Source organism: Kitasatospora sp. NPDC091335 (genome assembly GCF_044757205.1).
Lineage (GTDB): Bacteria > Actinomycetota > Actinomycetes > Streptomycetales > Streptomycetaceae > Kitasatospora.
In genome coordinates this window covers 24,419-44,439 of sequence record NZ_JBIVUM010000005.1, presented here as the reverse complement: position 1 = coordinate 44,439, position 20,021 = coordinate 24,419, and the positions used below count along the sequence as shown (strand labels likewise).

The following is a 20,021-nucleotide window of genomic DNA, read 5'->3' as shown; positions in this document are numbered from 1 at the left end:
GGGGGGGGGGGGTGGGGGGCGCGGCGGGGGGCGGGGGGGGGGCCCCCGCGGGGGGGGGCGGGGGGGCGCGGGGGGGGGGGGGGGGGGGGGGGGGGGGGGGGCGGGGGGGGGGGGGGGGCGGCCGGGCGGCCCCCCCCCCCCCCCCCGGGTGCGGACCTCAGCGCACGACCGGCAGCTCCAGCACCGATGCCCGGTCGCCGCCCCAGCCGATCCGGTAGTCCGCCCGTCCGTCGGCCGGGAGCAGTTCGAAGGAGTCGGGGTTGGCGGCGGCGACGGTGAGCCGGATCCGGTCGCCGGCGCGGAACAGCACCGAGACCGGCTGGAGGTCGATGGCGACCTTCTGGGGGCGGCCCTGCGGGAGGTCCGCCGCGTCCTCGGCGGCGTAGCTGCGCGGCGTGCGCAGCCGGCGCCAGTCCGGGTTGTCCGCCCGGTCGGCCACCGCCCGGTCGGCCAGGGCGAGTTGCCCCTCTGTCAGATAGGTGACCCGGCCGTCCGGTGCGACGTCCTCCAGGTAGACGTGCAGGGCGCCGCGCGCCGAGCCCGCGAGGCCGGTGACGTCGAGGGTGACCTTGCCGTTGCCGGTGACCCGGGTGTCGGCGGTCAGCGGCGCGGTGGTGTAGCCGAGCAGCTTGGCGTCGACGGCGGCGCGGTCGGGGTAGACGACCTCGTCGCCGCTGAGGTTGGTGTTCCAGCGGTCCAGCGGTCCGGTGCCCGCGGTCGGGTCAAGACGCAGCAGGTCGGAGCCGGTGCGGTGGCCGTCGGGACGGCCGGCCAGCGTGCCGCCGGCGCCGAGGTGGAACCACTGGGTGCGGGTGCCGGGCACCGGCCAGCGGTCGGTGGTGCGCCAGACGCCCTCGTTGAACGTGTAGTAGTGCACCTGCCGCCGGCCGTCGGGCCTGGCGTCGCCCCGGACGTAGCGGTCGAAGAAGTCGAGCACCCGCTGGTCGTTCTCGGTGCGCTCCTGCGCGGTGAGCGGGCGGGCCGGCAGGAACGGGTCGGCGAGCCAGGCGGCGCCGTGGTTCCAGGGGCCGATCCAGTCGTCCTGGGTGTTGGACAGGCCGGTGAACTGGGAGAGCACCCCGTTGGCGGTGCCCGCGTCGAGCCAGCCGGCGCTGGTCAGGACGGGCACCCGGCCGGCCTCGACGGCGTCGGTCCGCTCGCCGACGCTGCCGACCGTCCAGCTCTCGGGGCCGTTCCGGTAGTCGCGGTGGACGCCGGTGTGCGCCATCTCGACCAGGTTGGCGTTGGCCGCGTGCTCGGCGCGGGCCGCGGCGAGCAGGGCCTGGCCGTCGGGGCCGTCGACCGGCCGGGGCTGGAGTCCGGTGAGGCCGACCTCCGCGCAGAGCCGCCGGGTCGAGTCGTCGGTCTCGCAGGTGGTGCCGCCGGCCTGGTCGAGGACGCGCAGCACCAAGCCGTACCGGGCGACCCTGGGTTCGATGAGCACGCCCCCGGGGCGCACCAGGTCCTCGTACGGGTCGAAGTCGTAGGAGACCGGGGCGGCGGCGGTGATGTGGTGGTTGCCGAGGGAGGTGGCGAGCATCGCGGTGTCGCCGCCGTAGGAGATGCCGGTGGTGCCGACCCGGCCGTTGGACCAGGGCCGGCCGGCGATCCAGTCGCTGAGCGGGCCGCTGTCGGCGGTCACGTCGGCGCCGAGTTCCGAGGTCAGGGTGCCGAAGGAGGCGCCGGTGCCGCGCAGGTCGGCGACCACGTAGGCGTAGCCGCGGGCGGTCCACTGCCTGGCCGCGCTGCTGACGCCGCCGGTCTCGCCGGCCCTGACGGCGGCCCGCCAGTAGCGCTGGGTGACCAGGACGGTGGGCAGTCGGGCGCCCGCCCGGGTGCCCTCGGGCAGGTAGACGTCGACGGCGATGCGGACCCCGTCCGGCATGGTCACGTAGCGCGACTGGAGCTGTGGTTCGGCGGGCCCGACCGGCCCGGCGGCGGCCGCCGGTGCGACCGCGAGCCCGAGCACCACCGCGGCCGCGACCAGCGCCGCCGGCAGGCGGCGCGACAGCCCCCGCCTCATCGGACGGTCGCCTTCCAGGGGCCTTCCTCGGGGCGCGCCTCGTCGTCCGTCCCCGGCCAGGGCGGCATGGTGACGGCGGTGATCCGCAGCGGCTCCCCGGCGTCCCCGTCCGCGCGGAACTGGAACGCGGTGCCCAGCGGTATCGACACCGCCGTACCGGGCGCGAGCCGTACGGTCTCCTCGCGCCCGCCCTGGCGGCGCCAGAGCTCGCCGCTGCCCGCGGTGACCTGCCACAGCTCCTGCACGGTGGCGTGCGAGACCGCGCGGGTCACCTGCCCGGGGGCGAGCGCGAAGACCGCGAGGCTCCCCTGCCCCTCCAGCACCAGCAGCGGGTACACCTCGGCCCCGTCCGGGGCCGTCACCACGGGGGCGTCCCCCACGTCCGCGGTGTCGAAGGGCTGCTGCTGCCCTGACTGACTGCTCATGTGTGACGACCTGGCCTCTCTCGTCCGACCGAGTAGCGTGGTCTCGTCCCCCACCGCCGATGGGACCACGGGCGCGCGGCCGTCCGCCAGAGCTGACTACCCTGAGACGACCCCGAGTTGGCCCTGACCCTCTCCGGACGGGGCCCGGCCGTCTCCGGCCGGCGCCTGGGCGTCGCCGGCCGGCGGCCCGCCGTCGCCGAAGTCGCGTACGGCCTCGGTGACGATCGCCTCCAGCCGGGCGTGGTGGGCACCGCGCCAGTAGGCCTGGCCGCAGTCGGCGCACTGGGCGAAGGCGTCGTAGGAGCGCTCGGTGCCGTCCCGCAGCTGCTCGCTCACCGAGGTCTTGGTGGCCGGGCGCAGCATGCCGTTGCAGGTGGTGCAGCGGCTCCAGGGCGCGAGCGGCGGGGCGAAGCGGGAGAGCACGTCGCGCAGCTGTTCGGCGGGGCGGTGGCTGTAGACGTAGGCGCCGGCCCACAGTTCGCGGCGGCGCAGCAGGCCCCGGTCGCGGGAGAGCATGATCCGCTGCTCGGCGGCGGAGCGGGCGGCGAGGGCGGCGTCGCCGATGTCGGGGTTCTCGTACGCGGCGTCCACGCCGAGCAGGCGCAGCCGGCGGGTGAGGGTGCCGAGGTGGACGTCCAGCAGGAAGCGCGGCGGGGCGGCCGAGGGCTGCGGCCTGCTGACGGCCCGGACGGCGATGGACTCGCCGTCGGCCGGCACGTGCGCGTCGGTCACCGCCAGACCGTCCACCAGCAGGCCGCCGACCTCGGTGAGCGGGACGCCCAGGGACTCGACGACGTGGCCGAGGGTGGAGGCGCCGTCGGTGCGCAGCACGGTACGGCCGGCCCGCCGGGGTGCGGAGACGAAGAGGTGCAGTTCGGGGGCGAAGTCGAGCCAGATCTGGGGTCGGTCCACGCGGCCAGCATGCCAGCGGGCGGCGGGCCGGGGCCACCGGGTTTCCGGCCCGCCCACGGGGGGCCGCCACCATGGGCCCGGGCGCCGCGGGGCCCGGGGTCAGGACGCCGCTGCCACCGCGACCGCCGGTGACACCGCGTGACCGCGGTCCCGCGCCGCCCAGCGGGCGACCGGCCCCATCGCGTGCCCCGCCACGAGGAACACCCCGCCCAGGACCAGCCAGCCGGCCAGGCCCCCGTCCAGCAGCAGCGTGGTGAGCAGCAGCGGCCCGAGGGTGCGGGCGACGGCGACTCCGGTGCCGAAGAAGCCCTGGTACTGGCCGGTCCGTCCGGGCGGGGCGAGGTCGAAGGCGATCTGCCAGCCGCCCGCCGACTGCCGCATCTCGCCGGCCACCTGGAGCACGGAGGCCGCGACCAGCAGCGCGCCGACCGCCCAGACCGGCACGTCCAGCGCGGACAGTCCGAAGACGGCGCAGGAGCCGAGCAGCAGCAGTCCCGCCGTGCGGACCGCCCGGGCGGCCGGGCCGAGCCCGGTGACGCCGCGCGCCGCACGGACCTGGAAGGCCAGCACCGCGAGGGTGTTGAGCACGAACAGCGCCGAGCCGAGCCAGCCGATGCCGGGGGCGCGCTGGGCGATCCAGAGCGGGATGATCAGGCTGAGCAGCGGCATCCGCAGCAGCAGCACGGCGTTGACCGCGGTGACGGCGGCGTACCTGCGGTCGCGCAGCACCGCCAGGCGCGGCCCGCCGTCCGGCTCCCCCGGCACGGGCGGCGCTTCCGGCAGCCGCCGCAGCAACTGGGCGCCGATCAGGAAGCCGAGCGCGGTGACGGCGAAGGCCGCCAGGTACGCGGTGCGGGTGCCGACGCTCAGCGCGACGCCCCCGATCGCCGCGCCGACGGCCAGTCCCCCGTTGAGGGTCGACTGGATGTGGGCGAGCAGCGCGGTCCGCTCCGCGGGCGGCACCAGGGCGGCGACCAGCGCCTGGCGGCTCGCGGTCAGGCCGGACTGCGCGGTGGCGTAGAGGCAGACCGCGAGCAGGAACAGCGGGTAGCCGCGGATCACCAGGAAGGCGGCGACGACGGCCGCCGTGCCGAGCGCGAGCGCCACCGCGGTACGGCGCGGGCCGCGCCGGTCGGCGAGGTGGCCGAGCGGGACGCCCGCGACGGAGCCCAGTGCCCAGGCGAGGGTGAGGCCGAGCCCGAGGGCGGTCGGCGACATCCCGACCACTCGGGTGAAGTAGAGCGCGGAGCAGGTGTAGTAGGCACCGTCGCCCACGGCGGCGGCCAACTGGGCGGCGGCCAGGGTCCGCTGGGGCCCGGCGGGCGGCAGGCCGCCCCAGCGGGCGGCTCGTTCGTTCGACATGCCCCTCCTCCTCCTTCTCTCGTTCTCGGGCGGCCACGCGGCGGGCCCTCCGGACGGTCACCCGGTCCGTCCGGGTACTCGCCCGGCCCCGCCGCGTGACGGCCCGGTCCGGCCGGGTGCTCACCCGCACGCGTCCACCTGCGTAAACGTCTTCACGGTCCGTCACTCCTGCCCGCGACCGCCGGACGGGCGGCGCGCGGCGCCGGTCTCCGCGACCGCCCGCGCCGGTACGCCCCACCCTAGTGAGGAACCGGCCCAGTGGACCGGTCCAGTGATCAAGGAATTTCCTGGGCCAATCCGATCCGCCGCCGCACCGCCGACCGACCGATGAACCCGCGTGCGAGGGGCGCCAGTTGGCGCCTCCGAGCCCCTCGGGACGGTCCGGAACCGGCCCCGCCCGCGCCTCCGAAGCGCCGTCCGTACCCGCTCCGACTCCGCCCGCGCGGAACGCCGGGGAAGCGCGATCGGGCAGACCAGGGGCCAACTTTGACCGTGTTGACCCGTCAGTAGCGCCCTTTTATGCTCGACGGCGTTCGCGATCCGGCACCGGGCCGGGGCCGCCGCGCCCGCCCGATCCGTCGCCGCCTCCGGCTCGAAGGGTTTCTCCCATCAGCACCTTCATCGCCCCCTCCGACTCCACCGGCCGGCCGGGCGACGCCGGACGCCCTCGCGCCCACTCCCCGACGGACGCCCCGAACACCCCTGGCACTCCTGGCACTCCGAACCCCCCGAGCAGCGCCGACGATCCGGACGTCCGGGCCACGGACGGCCCCACCCGCCGCCGACGCTTCCTCACCTACCTGCTGGCCGCGCCCACCCTCACCGTCGCCGCCCGCCTGGGCCTCGACGCCGCCGCGCCCGCCACCGCGCGGGCCGCCGCCCCGACCCCGGCCGGGGCGACCGTGCCGTCCCCGGCCCGGGCCGCCGCACCGGCCCGCGAGACCGCCCTTCCCCAGCAGCTGATCGGCCTGCCCGGCATCCCGGACATCGTCGACCTCGGCGACGCGATGATCATCGCCGGGCTGCCCACCTCTCACCTGCTGGTCCTCGAAGTCACCACCGCCGGACGCGCCGTGCTGCACCTGCCCCGGCTTGAGGTCGGCCAGGGACTCACCACCGCGATCGCCATGATCGTCGCCGAGGAGCTGGACGCCCGGCTCTCCGACGTCGACGTCCCGCTCTCCGACTCCCGCCCCGAACTCTGCTTCAACCAGCTGACCGGCGGCTCCACCTCGATCCGCGCGCTGTACGACCCGGTGCGCGCCGCGGCCGCCGCCGCCCGGGCCCGGCTGGTGACCGCCGCCGCCGAGCGCTGGAACGTTCCCGCGACCACCCTGCGCACCGCCGACTCCGCCGTCCTCGCCCCCGACGGCCGCCGGCTCGGCTACGGCGGCCTCGCCACCCGGGCGGCCGGCGTCACCACACCCGCCGTACCCTCCTTCCCCAAGTCCCCCGAGCAGCTGCGCCTGGTGGGCAGGCCGACCGGCCGGATCGACGCCCGCGACATCGTCACCGGCCGCGCCACGTACGCCGGGGACCTCCGGATCCCGGGCGCCGTGCCCACCGTGGTCGCCCGCCCGCCCACCGTCAACGGCACCCTCAAGTCACTGGACGCCTCCGTCGCCCGCGCCATGCCCGGAGTGCTCGGCGTGGTGCGGATCCCCACCGGCGTCGCCGTCCTCGCCGAGACCTTCGACCAGGCGCTCAAGGGCCGCGACGCGCTGCGCACCACCTGGAACCCGGGCCCGGTCGCGGGCCTGTCCGACGCCGACGTTCGGTCCCGGCTGCGCGCCGCCCACCTGCCGTCCCCGCCGCCACCGCTGCTCTCCCACCGCGTGGAAGGGGAGTTCGACTTCGCCTTCGTCAACCACGCCCCGATGGAGGTGCTCACCGCCGTCGCCGACGTCCGGCCCAACCGCGCCGAGCTGTGGTTCGCCTCGCAGAGCCCGATCCTCGCCCAGGGGACCATCGCCGCCGAACTCGGACTGCCCGAGGAGGCCGTCACCGTCCACGTGGTGCGCGGCGGCGGCTCGTTCGGCCGCCGGCTGTTCTTCGACGCCGCCCTGGAGGCCGCCCAGGTCTCCAAGGCCGCGGGCCGCCCGGTCAAGCTGATGTGGACCCGCAACGACGACATGCGCCACGGCCGGATGCGCCCGGCCAGCCACCACCTGGTCCGGGCCACCTACGGCCTCGGCCGGGTCTTCAGCTGGGAGCACCACGTGGCCGGTGTCCGGACCGACCTCGGACACGGCCTCGGCGACATGCTCACCGCGGCCGGCTACAACCTCCCACTGGCCGGGCTCACCGCCTCCGAACTGTTCTTCCTGCTCACCGAGAGGATCCCGTACGACGTCGGCGTGCCCACCCAGCTGCTCGCCGAGCTGCCGCTGGATCTGCACACCGGCAGCTGGCGCTCGGTCTACTCGGGCACCGTCCGGGTCTCCGACGAGATCATGGTGGACGAGGTCGCCCGCCGGATGGGCCAGGACGAACTGGCCTTCCGCCGCGCCCGGCTGCGCGGCGCCGCCGGGCGGGCCGTGCTCGACGAACTCGCCAGGAGGGGCGACTGGGGCCGCCCGATGCCCCCCGGCCTGGCCCAGGGCATCGGCTACCACGACGAGAACAACTCCACCGCCGCCTACCTGGTCGAACTCGACGCCACCGACCGGGCCAACCCCCGGGTCACCAAGGCCGTCATCGTCGCCGACGTCGGCCGGGTGATCAACCCCAAGGGCCTGGAGGCCCAGCTGACCGGCGCCCTGGTCGACGGCATCTCGGTGATCCTCCAGGCCGGCAACCACCTCGACAACGGCGCCTTCCGGGAAGGGAGTTACGGCGACTTCCACTACGCCCGGCAGCGGCACACCCCGCCGGTGGTGGAGATCCACCTGATGCCGCCGAGCGGACCGCCGGGCGGCGCCGGCGAACTCGGCGTCCCGGCCGCCTCCGCCGCCGTCGCCAACGCCTACGCCCGCGCGACCGGCACCAGCCCGCGCTCCTTCCCGATCAACTTCTGACCGTCCGCCGCCCTCTGACCACCAGCCGCCTTCCGACCCTCCATCGCCTTCCGACCACCAGCCGAGGAATCCCGACTCCCCATGCCGAGCCACACCTTCGTCCTCAACGGGCAGCCCGTCACCGTCGAGGCCCCGGACGACATGCCGCTGCTCTGGGTGCTGCGCGACAAGCTCGGTGTCACCGGCCCCAAGTACGGCTGCGGGGTGGGCGTCTGCCGGGCCTGCACCAGCCACCTGGACGGCCGGGAGTTCCAGCCCTGCACCCGGTCCGTCAAGGACTGCGCGGGCCGCACCGTCACCACCATCGAGGGCCTGGCCGACGGCGAGGTCCTGCACCCGGTCCAGGAGGCCTGGCTCTCCTGCGACGTCGCCCAGTGCGGCTTCTGCCAGCCGGGCCAGATCATGACCGCCGTCGCCCTGCTGCGCCGCACCCCGAACCCGACCGACGCGGACATCGACCAGATCCAGAACATCTGCCGCTGCGGCAGCTACCCGCGCATCCGCGAGGCGATCAAGCAGGCCGCCGCCCGGCGGGCGCACTGACCGGGCCCTGCCCCACTCCGTCGCTCGGAACCCTGGCCACACCGGTCCGGACCACCTAGGCTGACCGGACCCCAGTCGCCGAGCCGCGCGAGGATGACGCATGATCAGGCGCCGTTCACTGCTCGCCCTCGCGGGCCTGGGCGGGGCCGCCGCCCTGCTGCCCGCCGGTCCCGTCCACGCCGCCCCGCCGCGCACCATCGACCTGCCCGCACCCACCGTCGGGCGCCCGGTCGGCACCACGACCCTGCACCTGGTCGACCGCGACCGCCCCGACCCGTTCGCGCCCGTCCCGGCACCGCGCGAACTGATGGTGCAGTTCTGGTATCCGGCGCGCGGCACCGCCGGCCGGCCCCGCGCGCCGTACATCACCCCCCGGGTCGCGGCCGCGATCGAGCAGAACCTGCCGCTGGATCCCGGCACCCTCACCCGGGTCCGCCCCACCGCCCGCGCCGGCGCACCCGTCCACCCGGGCCCGCTCCCCCTGCTGCTGCTCGGGCACGGCCGCACGGGCGGGCGCAGCAACTGCACCGCGCTGGCCGAGGAGCTGGCCGCGCACGGCTACCTCGTCGCGTCCGTCGACCACACCTACGACGCCGCCGCCGTCGAGTTCCCGGACGGCCGGCTGGTGCGCAGCGTCCTGCCGGAGAACCCGCCGGACTGGGACGCCGCCGAACGCGAGGAGATCGCCGTGCGGGTCGCCGACCTGCGCTTCGTCACCGGCGAACTGACCGGCTGCCGGCTGCCGTTCCGGGTCGACCCGGACCGGATCGGCGTGCTCGGCCACTCCATGGGGGGCGCCACGGCCGCCGAGGCGCTGCGCCAGGACCCGCGCCTGCGGATCGGCCTCGACCTCGACGGCGGCCTGTTCGGCTCGCCCGTCCCCGAACTCGGGCTGGACCGGCCGTTCCTGCTGCTCACCGCGCTCGACGACCACGACACCTGGCAGCGCTGGCGCGAGCACCACCACGCCTGGGGCCGCCAGCTGCGCACCCTCGGCGCGGGCCACCTCAGCTTCACCGACCTGCCGCACACCGCCGCCCCCGGCCACCTCGCCGACCACCTCCCCGCCGGCGCCTACGCCTCTCTCCTCGGCACCATCGCCCCGGCCCGCGCCACCGCGCTCACCCGCGCCTACGTCCTGGCCTTCGCCGACCGCTTCCTGCGCGACCGCCCCGCCCCGCTCCTCGACGGCCCGTCACCGCGCCACCCCGAGATCGAGTTCCACTGGAGCCACGCGTAGCCGGCTAGCCGGTCGGGCCGGCCTGCGGGTCGCGGCCGAAGAAGGCGGCGAGCCGGTCGTACGCCGGGGCGTCCTCGGGGACGGTGACGGCGGGGCCGAAGGCGTGCTGCTCCTCCTCCGCGCCGCGGTACTCGGGTTTGAGCGCGCCGGCCGCCCAGGCGAGGGCGGCGAGCGCGACCTCGTGGTCCAGGCCCTCGGTGGACTGGCCGGTGGCGTGGGCCAGGTCCCAGCCGTGGACGGCGAATTCGGCGATCTGCTGGTCCACGGGGAAACGGGCCGGCAGGCTGCCGCCGCCGGGGAGCGCCAGGGTTCCCGAGAGGTCGCCGGCCGCGCGCCAGGCGCCGACCAGTCCCTCCGCTCCGGCCTCGAAGGCGTGCAGCCAGTCCTCCTCGACCCGTTCGAAGGGCTGCGACCAGTCCGGCTGCCCGCCCTCCGCCCGTACGGTGAACTGCCGCAGGTCGTGCAGGAGGTGGCTGACCAGGTCGCCGACGTCCCAGGAGCGGCAGGGCGTCGGGTGGGCCGCGAGTTCGACGCCGGTGCCGTCGATCAGCCCGGCGGTCTGGGCGAGGGCCCTGGCGAGCAGCTCGATCGGGTCGTCCGCTGTGGTCATGGCACACCTCTCGGTCCTGGGTCCCGGTGCGGGGGCACGGGTCGTGCCGGGCGATCGTAAGCGCGGACGCCCACCACCGCCCGGCGCGACACCGGGCCCACCGCCACCGGTGGCACCGGGGCCTCTGGTGCCACCAGTGCCACCGGCTGTCAGGCGGCGAAGCCGCCGTCCACCGCCAGCTCGGCGCCGGTCACGTACCGGCCGTCCGCACCCGCCAGGTAGGCGACGGCGGCCGCGACCTCCGCGCCGGTGCCGTAGCGGCCGAGCGCGGTGAGCCCGCTCTGGAACTCCGCCGAGGTGCCGTCGGCCGGGTTCATGTCGGTGTCGATCGGCCCCGGGTGGACCAGGTTGGCGGTGATCCCGCGCGGCCCGAGTTCCCTGGCCAGCGCCTTGGTCAGGCCGATCAGCGCGGCCTTGCTGGTCGCGTACAGGGTGGCGCCGGGGAAGGCGACGCGCTGGGCGATGCAGCTGCCGACGTTGACGATCCGCCCGCCCTCCGCCAGGTGGACGGAGGCCGCCTGGGCGTACAGGAAGGGAGCCCGGACGTTCACCTCCAGCACCCGGTCGACCTCCTCCAGGGGGTAGTCGCCGATCGGGCCGACAGCGCCGACGCCCGCGTTGTTCACCAGGACGTCCAGCCTCCCGAACCGCTCGACGACGGCCTCGACCGCGGCCCGCACCGCCTGCGGGTCGGCGCTGTCCGCCCGTACGGCCCAGCCCTTCCGCCCCATCGCGGTGATCTTCGCGGCGACCTCCTCGGCCCGCTCCGCACCGCCCTGGTAGGTCACCACCACGTCGGCGCCGTCCTCGGCCAGCCGCAGGGCGACCGCCGCCCCGATCCCCCGGCTGCCGCCGGTCACCAGGGCCACCTTGCCGTCCAGGCCGCCGACGCCCTCGAGGCCGTCACGCACCGCCGCACCGTTCATCGTCATATCTCCAGAACTCCTCGTTCCGATCTCGGACATGACTCGATCCTGGTCCGAGGCGTTTCAAACCTCCGGCGGTATTCGGACGTTGAGTTCAACGTTCAACCAACTCCCTGAAGGCCCCGGCGAGCCCCACCGAGCCCCCGGAAAGCCACCGCACCCCGGCGCGCGCGCCGTCTACCGGTAGTACGACCCGACCGCGGGCTGCCCCGTGTAGTTCGGCCCGGACGCCGGATCGGCTCCGACGTACTCGAAGGGCAGTACGACCGGTCGTCCGCCGTCCAGGAGCAGCAGGTGCCGACGCGCCCGGTACTCGAACCCGGCCGCCCGCAGCGCCGCCACCACCGCGCGGGCCGCACCGGAGCCGTCCGGCCGGCGCACCGACTCCGGGTCGAAGTGCGCGGCGAACCGGCCCTCAGGGGTCAGCCAGGAGGCGGCACGGGCGATCGCGCCGAGCTGGTCCCCGAGGTAGTGCAGCCCGTGCACACAGGTGATCAGGTCGTAGGACCGCTCCGGCACCCAGTCCGCGACCGCCGCCGTGACCAGCCTCAGGTGCGGCAGGGCGGCCGCGTCCGGCGGTGGGGCCGGCGGACCGACCAGGTCCACCCCGGTCAGCTCCACGCCCGGCCACCGGGCCGCGGCCGACGGCGGTCCCACGGCCGACCGCCGCGCCGCCTCCACCAGGGCCCTGCCCTCGCCGCTGCACAGGTCCAGCCACCCGGGAGCCGTGCCGCCGTGCTCCGCCAGCCGGTCGAGCGGGTCGAAGCCCAGCTCGCGGGCGTAGCTGTTCACCCCGGTGAGCCCGCGCTCGCGGTTCATCGTGCTGTTGGCCACCACCGAGGAGGCGGTGAGCTCGCTGTCGCCGATCAGTCTGACCATCAGCCGACCCTACCGGCAGCGGAAACGGCCGCTCCCGTACCGGAAACGGCACGGGAACGGCACGGGAGCGGGTCCGGCTCCGGGGGAACACGCCGGGACCGGCCGGAGCGGCCGCCCCCGGGGGCAGGGACGGCCGCTCGGCCGGTCGACCGGGCTCCGTCAGGCGGCGTCCCGCCAGACGGTCAGGTGCTCAGGTACTCAGGTACTCAGGTGCTCAGGTACTCAGGCGCTCAGGCGCTCAGGCGACAGACGCTCAGACCGTCAGCGCCTGGCCCGGGAAGATCAGGTCCGGGTCGCCGCCGATGGTGCGCACGTTCTTCCGGTAGAGGCTGTCGGTGTCGGTACCGAACTTGGCCGCGATGTCGCTCAGGGTGTCGCCGCTCCTGACCGTGTAGTCGCCGCCCGCGGTGTTCTTCGGGGCGACCGGCGCGGACTGCGCGGGCTTGGCCGAGGGCTGCCCCTTGGGCGCCTGCTGCTTGGCCGCCGGTGCGGCGGCAGGCTTGACCACGGGCTTCGCGGCGGGCTTGGCGGCAGGCTGCGCCGCCTTCGGGGCGGGCTTGGCCGCCTTGGTGTTCGAGGGGGCGGCCGCCGGAGCACCGCCCTTGCCCAGACCCGCCTTCTGCGAGCAGACCGGCCAGGCGCCCGGACCCTGCGAGGCGAGGACCTTCTCCGCGACGGCGATCTGCTGCTCCTTCGTCGCCTTGTGGGCCTGGGAGGCGTACGCGGTCCCGCCGTACGCGGCCCAGGTGGACGGGCTGAACTGGAGCCCGCCCTGGAAGCCGTTGCCGGTGCTGGTGCTCCAGTTCCCGCCGCTCTCGCACTGGGCGACGGTGTCCCAGGTCGAGCCGGTGGCGGCGGAGGCCGAGGTGGCCGTGACGAGGCCGGCCACCGGCAGGGCCGCGACGGCGGCGCCCGCGACGACCGCCATCCGTACGCGGTTGCGCTTGGTGGTGGCGGTGGTCTCGGTGGCAGCGGCGGTCTCGTGACGGGGTTTCATACAGGTCCTCTCGACGAGCCCCGGGCGGGCAGGCGGAACCAGGCCCGGGACATGGGCCGGCAGTCTTTCGCTCACCTCACTCGACGGCGGCCGGGCACGTGTCGGACGTGCCGTGCCGCCCCGGTCACCCCCGCACGCCGACGGCCTGTTCGAGCCGGCCTGGTCGGCGGACACCGCCCTCGCGCCGTGGGTCAGTCGGCGGGCAGTGCCTCGGGGTGAACCCGGGTGGCGCTCGGTGCGCCGCCAATGAAGCTAGGGGCATCACCCGGACGCAGCAAGCAATTCTTGGACGTCGCAGGTCAGTTGACTGTTACCGGCGGTATCGATCTAGAAGCTGCATGCGATTTGACCAGCTTTGACTGAATTTTCAAGATCAAATGGTCATATTCCGTGCCCTCGCTCACACCCGTCCATCCGAGAAAGCCGGCGCACCCTCCACGCGGAGGAACCGTCAGCTGACGCACCGTCACCATCGCACCCGGAGTTCCCCGTTCCGCGGCGCCGTCGAGTGGCATCCGCCACACTCACCACGTACCGCTACCGGAAGAGCACCCTCAGTGGCGGCCGTCGAGCTCCGCGTCCCGCGCCAGCAGCGCCGCCTGGACCCGGTTCTCGCAGCCCAGCTTGGCCAGGATCCGGCTGACGTAGGTCTTCACCGTCGCCTCGCTCATGTGGATCCGCGCCCCCGCGTCGGCGTTGGACAGACCTTCCCCGAGCAGCGCCAACACCTCCGACTCGCGCCCGGTGAGCACCTCCAGCCGACGCCGCGCCGCCACGCTGCGGGCCGCCAGCGAGGCGCTGCGCCCGGAGGCCAGCGAGTCGACGATGTGCCGGGTGGCGGCCGGGGACAGGAAGGCGTTCCCGCCCGCCGCCGCCCGGACGGCCTGGATCAGCTCGTTCGGCGCGGTGTCCTTGAGCAGGAAGCCGGCCCCGCCCTCGGTCACGGCGCGCAGGACGTTCTCGCGCTCCCCGAAGGTGGTGAGGATCAACGCCCGCGCGCCGGGAACGGCCCTCGCCAGCTCCCCGAGCGCCGTCAGCCCGTCCATCACCGGCATCTGGATGTCCAGCAGCACCACGTCCACCCGGTGCGCCCGCGCGAGTTCCAGCGCCTCCCGGCCGTCGGCGGCCTCCGCGACCACCTCGATGTCGGCGGCGGAGCCCAGGATCATCCTGATCCCGGCCCGGATCAGCGGCTCGTCGTCGGCGACGAGGACTCGGATCACGCTGGTCATTCCCCTCGAACGGTGCTTCGGCTGCGGCACCATCCTCACATCCCGGCCGGACCGTTCGGAACCGCCCCGATCCGGACCGCCACGGTCCGAAACCGGCCCGGCCCGCCCGGGCCGGAGCACCCGCCCGCGCACGGGGGCACTCAGCCCCTCATCACGTACTCCTGTTTGTCCACCAGCACCCCGTCCCGGAAGCAGAATCGCGCCACGTGCTCCTCGTTCCAGCCGGAACCGGGCACACCGTCCAGGCCGTACCAGCGGCAGTGCGCGCCCGCCGGCACCTCGGGACCGCTCCCCTTGTAGGTGTCGGTGAAGAAGTCGTTGCCGCGCGGCAGCGTGCGCAGCACCTCCGCCTCGGCGGTGCCGACCTTGATCTGATCGAACATCGGCTTCGCCACGCTGGCGTCGTTGGTGCCCTGGACGAAGGCGACCACGCCCCAGACCAGCAGGCCGAGCACCGTCAGCGCGACGGTGCCCACCCCGATGGCACAGCCCAGCGCGGGGCTGCGCCGCCGGTGCCCCTCCTCGGCGGGCGTCAGGCCTTCCGGCATCCAGTCCTCGGCCCCGGCCGGCCCGGCCGCCCCGTCCTGCTCGGCCCCTTCGTACGGCAGGACGGCCGCCAGCCGGAAGCCCTGCGCCGGAGTGGGCCCGGCGTGCACCATCCCGCCGACCAGCCGGGCGCGCTCCCGCAGGCCGGTCAGCCCCTGCCCGCCGCTGACCGCCGCGCCCGCGCCGGTGCGCGCGCCCACCAGCTCCGGCGCGCGACCGTTGGTCACCTCCACCACCAGCGCGTCCGGCTCGTACCGGAGCGCGACCCCGATCGACGCGCCGGGGGCGTGCTTGTGCGCGTTGGTGAGCGCCTCCTGCACGATCCGGTACGCCGCGTGGTCGACGGCGGCCGGCAGCGGGCGCCGCTCGCCCTCCCGCCTGAGCCCGATCTCCGCCCCGGCCGCCCGGGAGGACTCCACCAGCCCCTCGACCCCGTCCACCCCGCCCCGGCCCGACACCCCTGCGGCCACCCCGGTGGCGGGCGGCACCGCCGTCGACTCGTCGTGCAGCACGCCGACCACCTCGCGCAGCTCGCGCATCGCCGCCACCGCCGCCTGCCGGAGCACCCCGACCGCCTCGCGCTGCCGGTCGGTGAGCGTGCGGTCCACCTCCAGCGCGCCCGAGTGCACCGAGATCAGCGCCAGCTGGTGGCCCAGGCTGTCGTGCATGTCCTGGGCGATCCGGTGCCGCTCGCGCAGCCGCGCCTGGTGCACCACCATGACCCGCTCGCGCACCAGCTGCTCGTTGCGCTCGCGCAGCGCGTCCAGCAGGGCGCGCCGCTGCGCCCGGTAGCGGCCGTAGAGCCCGGGCAGCACGGCGACCAGCAGGAAGAAGCCGAGCGACAGACCGAGGACCAGCTTCGGCGAGAGGGAGGCGGCCTCCTTGAGCACGCCCGTCATGGTGAACAGCACCCAGCCCACGACGAAGGCACCGACCAGCGACCAGACCCGGCGGATCCGCGCCCCGGCCGTCCAGCCCGCGCAGACCAGCAGCGGCATCGGGCCGGCCGCCCAGCCGGCGAGGGCCGCGGTGACCAGCAGCACGGGAGCCGGCAGCCCCTTGCGCAGGACGAACAGCACCATGACGGCGAGACCGAAGGGCACCGCCAGGCCGGAGCGGGTGATCAGTTCCAGCAGGGCGGCGAAGCCGCCCATCACCAGGGCGAGCACCGCCTCGCCGACCACCCGCCGGGGCCGCCAGGGCCCCGGCAGTGCCGTCCGTACCGCCGTGTCCCAGGCCCGCGCGATCGCTTCCACCCGTCGAGGCTATCCGCCGGACCCAGGTGCCCGCCGTCCTCCTTCGTCGCCCTCCCGCGCCGACGAAAGTCGCCGCCCGGCCCCACCCACCGGGGGCGTACGGCGCCCCGGCCGGAGCCCGGGCCAGGCCGGGCCCCGAGCTGCCCCGGGGCCCGGCCTGCACCAGCATGGACGGCATGCCGAGCGAATCCCGCCGCACCACCGTGGTCAACCTCAAGGGCCACCGCGACGACACCGGCTACGAGGACGTCGTCTACGTCGGCCGCGCGATGCACCGCGGCGGCTGGCACCTCGCCGAGTCGCCGCTGCACTGCCCGTACCGACCGGGGCCCGACCTCACCCGCGAGGAGATGGTGGTCGAGTACCGCGCGTACCTGCTCGCCCGCCCCGACCTGCTCGACCTCGTCCCCCCGCTGCGCGGCCACCGCCTCGGCTGCTGGTGCGCCCCGCTCCCCTGTCACGCCGACGTCCTCGCCGAGCTGGCGGACCACCCGCCGAAGAGGTGAGGAGAGAGGGGAGAGGCGCGGTCCCCGTCGTTCCTCCCCTACCACCGTTTCGTACGCATCGCTGCCTGTTCGGTATCCTCCGGGCGGGTGGCGGCGCGGGGCCGCCGGTGGGGAAGCGAGAGCCGCATGCAGTCATCGTCGTCCACGGGTCCGGCGCGCGAGACGTCGTGGCAGTGGGACGAGGCGACGGACGGCGGCGAGGCTTCCGAGGACGTGATCACGGGCGGCGGCGAGCGCCGGCGTCCCAGCCGACGCGGGCTGCTGTTCGGAGCCGGGGCGCTCGCGGCGGGCGGGGCCGTCTGGGCGTTCGGCCGTTCGGGCGGGGGCGGGGCCCTCCCCACGCCGGGGCCGACCAGGCCGCAGCCGACCGCCCTGTCCGGGCCGACGCCGCTGTGGACCTACCGCGGGCCCGAGGCGATGATGCCCGAACGCCTGGTCGACCCGCCGGACCGCCCGGTGTACCTGTCCAAGGCCGGCCTCCAGGTGCTCGACCCGACCCAGGGCACCGCCGCCCGGCTGCTGGTCTTCGACCCCCCGCCCCTCCGGGACTGGCCCAGCGACCTCGACATGCTCGGCAAGGTGGCGATCGGCCCCGACCGCCTCTACGCGGCCACCTACGAGGGCCACGTCGAGGCCCGCCACTTCACCGACCCGGCCGCCGACTGGAGCCTGCCGCTGCCCGACGAGCTCCAGGGCCAGACCACCAAGCTGGCCGGCTACGACCGCGGCGTCCTCTACGGCTACTCCTGGGGCCTCCCGCACGGCGAGGACACCCCGCCGGAGAACCGGATCTTCGCCCTGCGGGCCGCCGACCGCTCCTTCCTCTGGTCCATCCGCACCGAGCGCGAGGAGCAGCCGGTCACCCCCGCCTCCAGCACCGGCGGCAACCGCCTGGCCTGCGTCCGCTTCCTCGGCAACCGCCCCCAGCTGGTCGTCAGGAACGCCGCCGACGGCCGCGAGCTGTGGACCGCCCCCGGCGACGAGGACCTGCGCTGGTGCGCCACCGGACCGGCGAACGTCCACGTGCCCGACGGCACCGGCGGAGTCCGCGCGCTGCGCGCCGACGGGGAGCCGGGCTGGACGTACTCCCCCGCCCGCGGCGAGTCCTGGCGGGCGCTGCCGCCCGTCCCCGACGGCCCCCGGGTGTACGTCCCGCGCGACCACGGCATCGTCACCGGCCACGACGCGGCCACCGGCGCCGTGCTGTGGACCTGCCGGCTCCCGTACACGCTGGACCGCCGCAGCCGGCCGCTGGTCGCGGGCGGCACGCTGTTCGTGCCCGGTACGGCGGTCGGCGGGGTCAGTGCGATCGACACCGCGACGGGGAAGCTGCGCTGGAACTTCCGCGACTCGGGCCCCGGCCGGGACGTGTGGACCCTCGCCGCCGACGCGGAGCGCCTGTACGCCGGCCACGACGACATCCTGCACGCGCTCCCGCTGCACTGACACCACCGCGCCGGGACCACCGCACGGGGAGCACCGGCGCCGGGGCCGACGCGCTCGACGGCGCACGAATCCCGCTGCACGGGCCGCCCCGCGCACGGCAGGATGGCCCGATGCAGGTACGCCCGATCTCCCCCGACAAGCTGGCCGAGCTGCTCGCCGACCGCATCGCCGCGCTGCCCGACGCGGGCGCCCGCCGGCTGCGGGTGGCCGTGGACGGCGCGGCGGCGGCCCGCCCCGAGGCGCTCGCCGACGCCCTGGTGGAGCCGCTGCGGCTGCGCGGCCACCCGACGATACGGGTCTCGGCGGCGGACTTCCTGCGCCCGGCCTCGATCCGGCTGGAGTACGGCCACCACGACGCGGACGCCTTCCACGACCTCTGGCTGGACGACGGCGCCCTGGCCCGCGAGGTCCTCGACCCGCTGGAGCCGGACGGCAGCGGCCGGGTGCTGCCCTCCCTGCGCGATCCGGTCACCGACCGCTCGACCCGCGCCCCGTACGCCGAACTCCCGCCCGGCGGCGTGCTGTTGCTGGACGGCGCCCTGCTGCTCGGCCGCTGGCTGCCGCTGGAGCTGACCGTCCACCTGGCCCTCACCCCGGCCGCACTGGCCCGCCGCACCCCCGCCGACCAGCGGTGGACGCTGCCCGCGTTCGCCCGCTACGAGACGGAGACCGTCCCCGCCGAGGCCGCCGACGTCACCGTCCGGGTGGACGACCCGCGCCACCCCGCCCTGGTCGAGCGGACGTGACCTCCGGGGCCGGGCCGCGCTGGCAGTACGGGCACCAGAACACCGCCCGGTCGCGCGGCGGCGAGCCCTGACGCCCGGTCGTCACGGGGGTGACACAGCGCGGGCAGGGCCGCCCTGCCCGGCCGTAGACCCAGTGCTGGTAGCCGGGCCTGGTGTCGCCGGTGGTGATGTGGCCCGGGCGCAGCTTGTTGGCCTCCAGCATCTGCCGGGCCCGCGCCACCAGCCGGTCTGGGTACGGGAGTTCGCCGACCTCGGTCCACGGCGTCACGCCCGCCACGAAGCACAGCTCGTTGGCGTAGACGTTGCCGATCCCGGCGAGGTTGCGCTGGTCGAGCAGGGCCTCGACGACCGGGCGGCCCGGGCGGGCGAGGAGCCGGCGGACGGCCTCGACCGGGTCCCAGTCGGGGCCGAGCAGATCCGGGCCGAGGTGGCCGACGATCCGCCGCTCGTCGGTGGTGCGCAGCAGTTCCACGACGGGCAGCCGGTAGCCGACGGCGGTGCCCTGGTCGGTGCCGAGGACGGCGCGGATCTGCCAGGCGGGGCCTCCGGTCCACGGCTCGCCGGGGCGGTAGACCTCCCAGCGGCCGTCCATCCGCAAGTGGGTGTGGAGAGTGAGACCGCCCTCGAAGCGGGCGAGCAGGTGCTTGCCGCGCGGGGCGACCTCCAGCACCCGGCGGCCGGCGAGGTCGGCGGTGGCGTGCGCGGGCACCCGCAGGTCGGCGCTGGTCAGCAGCTGTCCGGCGAGGGCCTCGTGCAAGTGGGCCGCCACGCGGTAGACGGAGTCACCTTCTGGCATGTCTCCATTCTGGTCCGCGTGGCGGCCCTGCGGCTCACCGGCCCCTCAGCTACTACTCCGAGTGCTCCGGGGCGGACTGGCCCTCGCGCACCACGACCACCGGGCAGGGCGCGTGCTCGGTGAGGTGGCGGCTGACCGAGCCGAGCAGCACGCCGGAGAAGCCGCCGAGGCCCCGGCTGCCGACGACCAGCAGGGCCGCGCCCTTGGCGGCCTCCAGCAGCACCTGGGCGGCGTTGCCGGGCATCACGCTCTCGGTGATCCGCACGCCCGCGTCGTCACCGGCCACCTTGGCGATGGTCTCGGTGAGGGTCTGGCCGGCGAGCTCCTCGGGGTTGAAGGTCTCGACGGTCGGCACGCCCTGCCCGGCCCAGCCGTAGAAGGCCGGGTACTCCCAGGCGGCGATCGCGTGGACGGCTCCGCCGACGGCCTTCGCGTAGTCGATCGCCCAGCGCAGCGCCTGCTCCGAGGCGGGCGAGCCGTCCACGCCGACGACGATCCGGGGATTGGCGCTCATGCCTTGCTCCTTCGGTTGCTCCTGATCGGTCCCGACCCTCCGAAC

General features: G+C 75.6%; 18 protein-coding genes. 6 read left to right on the top strand and 12 right to left on the bottom strand.

Annotation, left to right across the window (positions count from 1 at the left end; genetic code table 11):
• Positions 1-157: 157 nt before the first annotated feature.
• The 4 genes from ACIQOW_RS13990 to ACIQOW_RS13975 form a co-directional block, all read right to left on the bottom strand.
• Positions 158-2,023: a CocE/NonD family hydrolase gene (locus ACIQOW_RS13990; protein ID WP_401083848.1), complete on the bottom strand. Its 1,866-nt coding sequence runs from the start codon at positions 2,021-2,023 to the stop codon at positions 158-160.
• Complete coding sequence (locus ACIQOW_RS13985) at positions 2,020-2,448, bottom strand: cupin domain-containing protein (RefSeq protein WP_401083846.1); 429 nt, start codon at positions 2,446-2,448, stop codon at positions 2,020-2,022. Before ACIQOW_RS13985 ends, ACIQOW_RS13990 begins: the two co-directional genes overlap by 4 nt.
• Positions 2,449-2,544: 96 nt before the next feature.
• Positions 2,545-3,360 (bottom strand): Mut7-C RNAse domain-containing protein, encoded by an 816-nt coding sequence (locus tag ACIQOW_RS13980; protein WP_401083844.1) that lies wholly within the window; start codon positions 3,358-3,360, stop codon positions 2,545-2,547.
• 99 nt (positions 3,361-3,459) lie between these two features.
• On the bottom strand, positions 3,460-4,722 hold the full coding sequence (locus tag ACIQOW_RS13975; protein ID WP_401083842.1) for an MFS transporter: 1,263 nt from the start codon (positions 4,720-4,722) through the stop codon (positions 3,460-3,462).
• Positions 4,723-5,624: 902 nt separating this feature from the next.
• On the opposite strand from ACIQOW_RS13975, the gene ACIQOW_RS13970 reads away from it, so the two are divergent.
• The 3 genes from ACIQOW_RS13970 to ACIQOW_RS13960 all read left to right on the top strand — a co-directional run bounded on the left by ACIQOW_RS13970 (position 5,625) and on the right by ACIQOW_RS13960 (position 9,522).
• Positions 5,625-7,739 carry a molybdopterin cofactor-binding domain-containing protein gene (locus ACIQOW_RS13970; protein WP_401083840.1) on the top strand — a complete coding sequence of 705 codons (2,115 nt, stop codon included), beginning with the start codon at positions 5,625-5,627 and terminating at the stop codon, positions 7,737-7,739.
• Positions 7,740-7,820: 81 nt separating this feature from the next.
• Positions 7,821-8,282: a (2Fe-2S)-binding protein gene (locus tag ACIQOW_RS13965; RefSeq protein WP_401083838.1), complete on the top strand. Its 462-nt coding sequence runs from the start codon at positions 7,821-7,823 to the stop codon at positions 8,280-8,282.
• A 100-nt stretch (positions 8,283-8,382) separates the two neighbouring features.
• On the top strand, positions 8,383-9,522 hold the full coding sequence (locus ACIQOW_RS13960) for an alpha/beta hydrolase family protein (protein ID WP_401083836.1): 1,140 nt from the start codon (positions 8,383-8,385) through the stop codon (positions 9,520-9,522).
• A gap of 4 nt (positions 9,523-9,526) precedes the next feature.
• Here ACIQOW_RS13960 and ACIQOW_RS13955 read toward each other — a convergent pair whose 3' ends face one another.
• From ACIQOW_RS13955 to ACIQOW_RS13930, 6 genes are all read right to left on the bottom strand, one after another.
• Complete coding sequence (locus ACIQOW_RS13955) at positions 9,527-10,132, bottom strand: TIGR03086 family metal-binding protein (RefSeq protein ID WP_401083834.1); 606 nt, start codon at positions 10,130-10,132, stop codon at positions 9,527-9,529.
• A gap of 149 nt (positions 10,133-10,281) precedes the next feature.
• Complete coding sequence (locus ACIQOW_RS13950; RefSeq protein WP_401083832.1) at positions 10,282-11,064, bottom strand: SDR family NAD(P)-dependent oxidoreductase; 783 nt, start codon at positions 11,062-11,064, stop codon at positions 10,282-10,284.
• 171 nt (positions 11,065-11,235) lie between these two features.
• Positions 11,236-11,937, bottom strand: a complete 702-nt coding sequence (locus tag ACIQOW_RS13945) for a class I SAM-dependent methyltransferase (RefSeq protein WP_401083830.1) — start codon at positions 11,935-11,937, stop codon at positions 11,236-11,238.
• Between the two features lie 253 nt (positions 11,938-12,190).
• Positions 12,191-12,934: a transglycosylase family protein gene (locus ACIQOW_RS13940; protein WP_401083828.1), complete on the bottom strand. Its 744-nt coding sequence runs from the start codon at positions 12,932-12,934 to the stop codon at positions 12,191-12,193.
• A gap of 554 nt (positions 12,935-13,488) precedes the next feature.
• Positions 13,489-14,157, bottom strand: a complete 669-nt coding sequence (locus ACIQOW_RS13935; RefSeq protein ID WP_401084502.1) for a response regulator — start codon at positions 14,155-14,157, stop codon at positions 13,489-13,491.
• Between the two features lie 149 nt (positions 14,158-14,306).
• Positions 14,307-15,968 (bottom strand): sensor histidine kinase, encoded by a 1,662-nt coding sequence (locus ACIQOW_RS13930; protein ID WP_401083826.1) that lies wholly within the window; start codon positions 15,966-15,968, stop codon positions 14,307-14,309.
• Between the two features lie 176 nt (positions 15,969-16,144).
• Between ACIQOW_RS13930 and ACIQOW_RS13925 the strand changes: the two genes are divergently transcribed.
• From ACIQOW_RS13925 to ACIQOW_RS13915, 3 genes are all read left to right on the top strand, one after another.
• A complete protein-coding gene (locus ACIQOW_RS13925; protein WP_401083824.1) occupies positions 16,145-16,474 on the top strand; it encodes a DUF4326 domain-containing protein in 330 nt (109 codons plus the stop codon).
• A 126-nt stretch (positions 16,475-16,600) separates the two neighbouring features.
• Positions 16,601-17,920, top strand: coding sequence for a PQQ-binding-like beta-propeller repeat protein (locus tag ACIQOW_RS13920; protein ID WP_401083822.1), 1,320 nt, complete (start codon positions 16,601-16,603; stop codon positions 17,918-17,920).
• A 110-nt stretch (positions 17,921-18,030) separates the two neighbouring features.
• Positions 18,031-18,666, top strand: coding sequence for a uridine kinase (locus ACIQOW_RS13915; protein ID WP_401083821.1), 636 nt, complete (start codon positions 18,031-18,033; stop codon positions 18,664-18,666).
• On the opposite strand, the gene ACIQOW_RS13910 is transcribed toward ACIQOW_RS13915, so the two are convergent.
• Together ACIQOW_RS13910 and ACIQOW_RS13905 are read right to left on the bottom strand one after the other, a co-directional pair.
• Positions 18,614-19,462 (bottom strand): DNA-formamidopyrimidine glycosylase family protein, encoded by an 849-nt coding sequence (locus ACIQOW_RS13910; RefSeq protein WP_401083819.1) that lies wholly within the window; start codon positions 19,460-19,462, stop codon positions 18,614-18,616. The genes ACIQOW_RS13915 and ACIQOW_RS13910 overlap by 53 nt on opposite strands.
• A 52-nt stretch (positions 19,463-19,514) precedes the next feature.
• Positions 19,515-19,976, bottom strand: coding sequence for a universal stress protein (locus ACIQOW_RS13905; protein WP_401083817.1), 462 nt, complete (start codon positions 19,974-19,976; stop codon positions 19,515-19,517).
• Between the last annotated feature and the right edge of the window lie 45 nt (positions 19,977-20,021).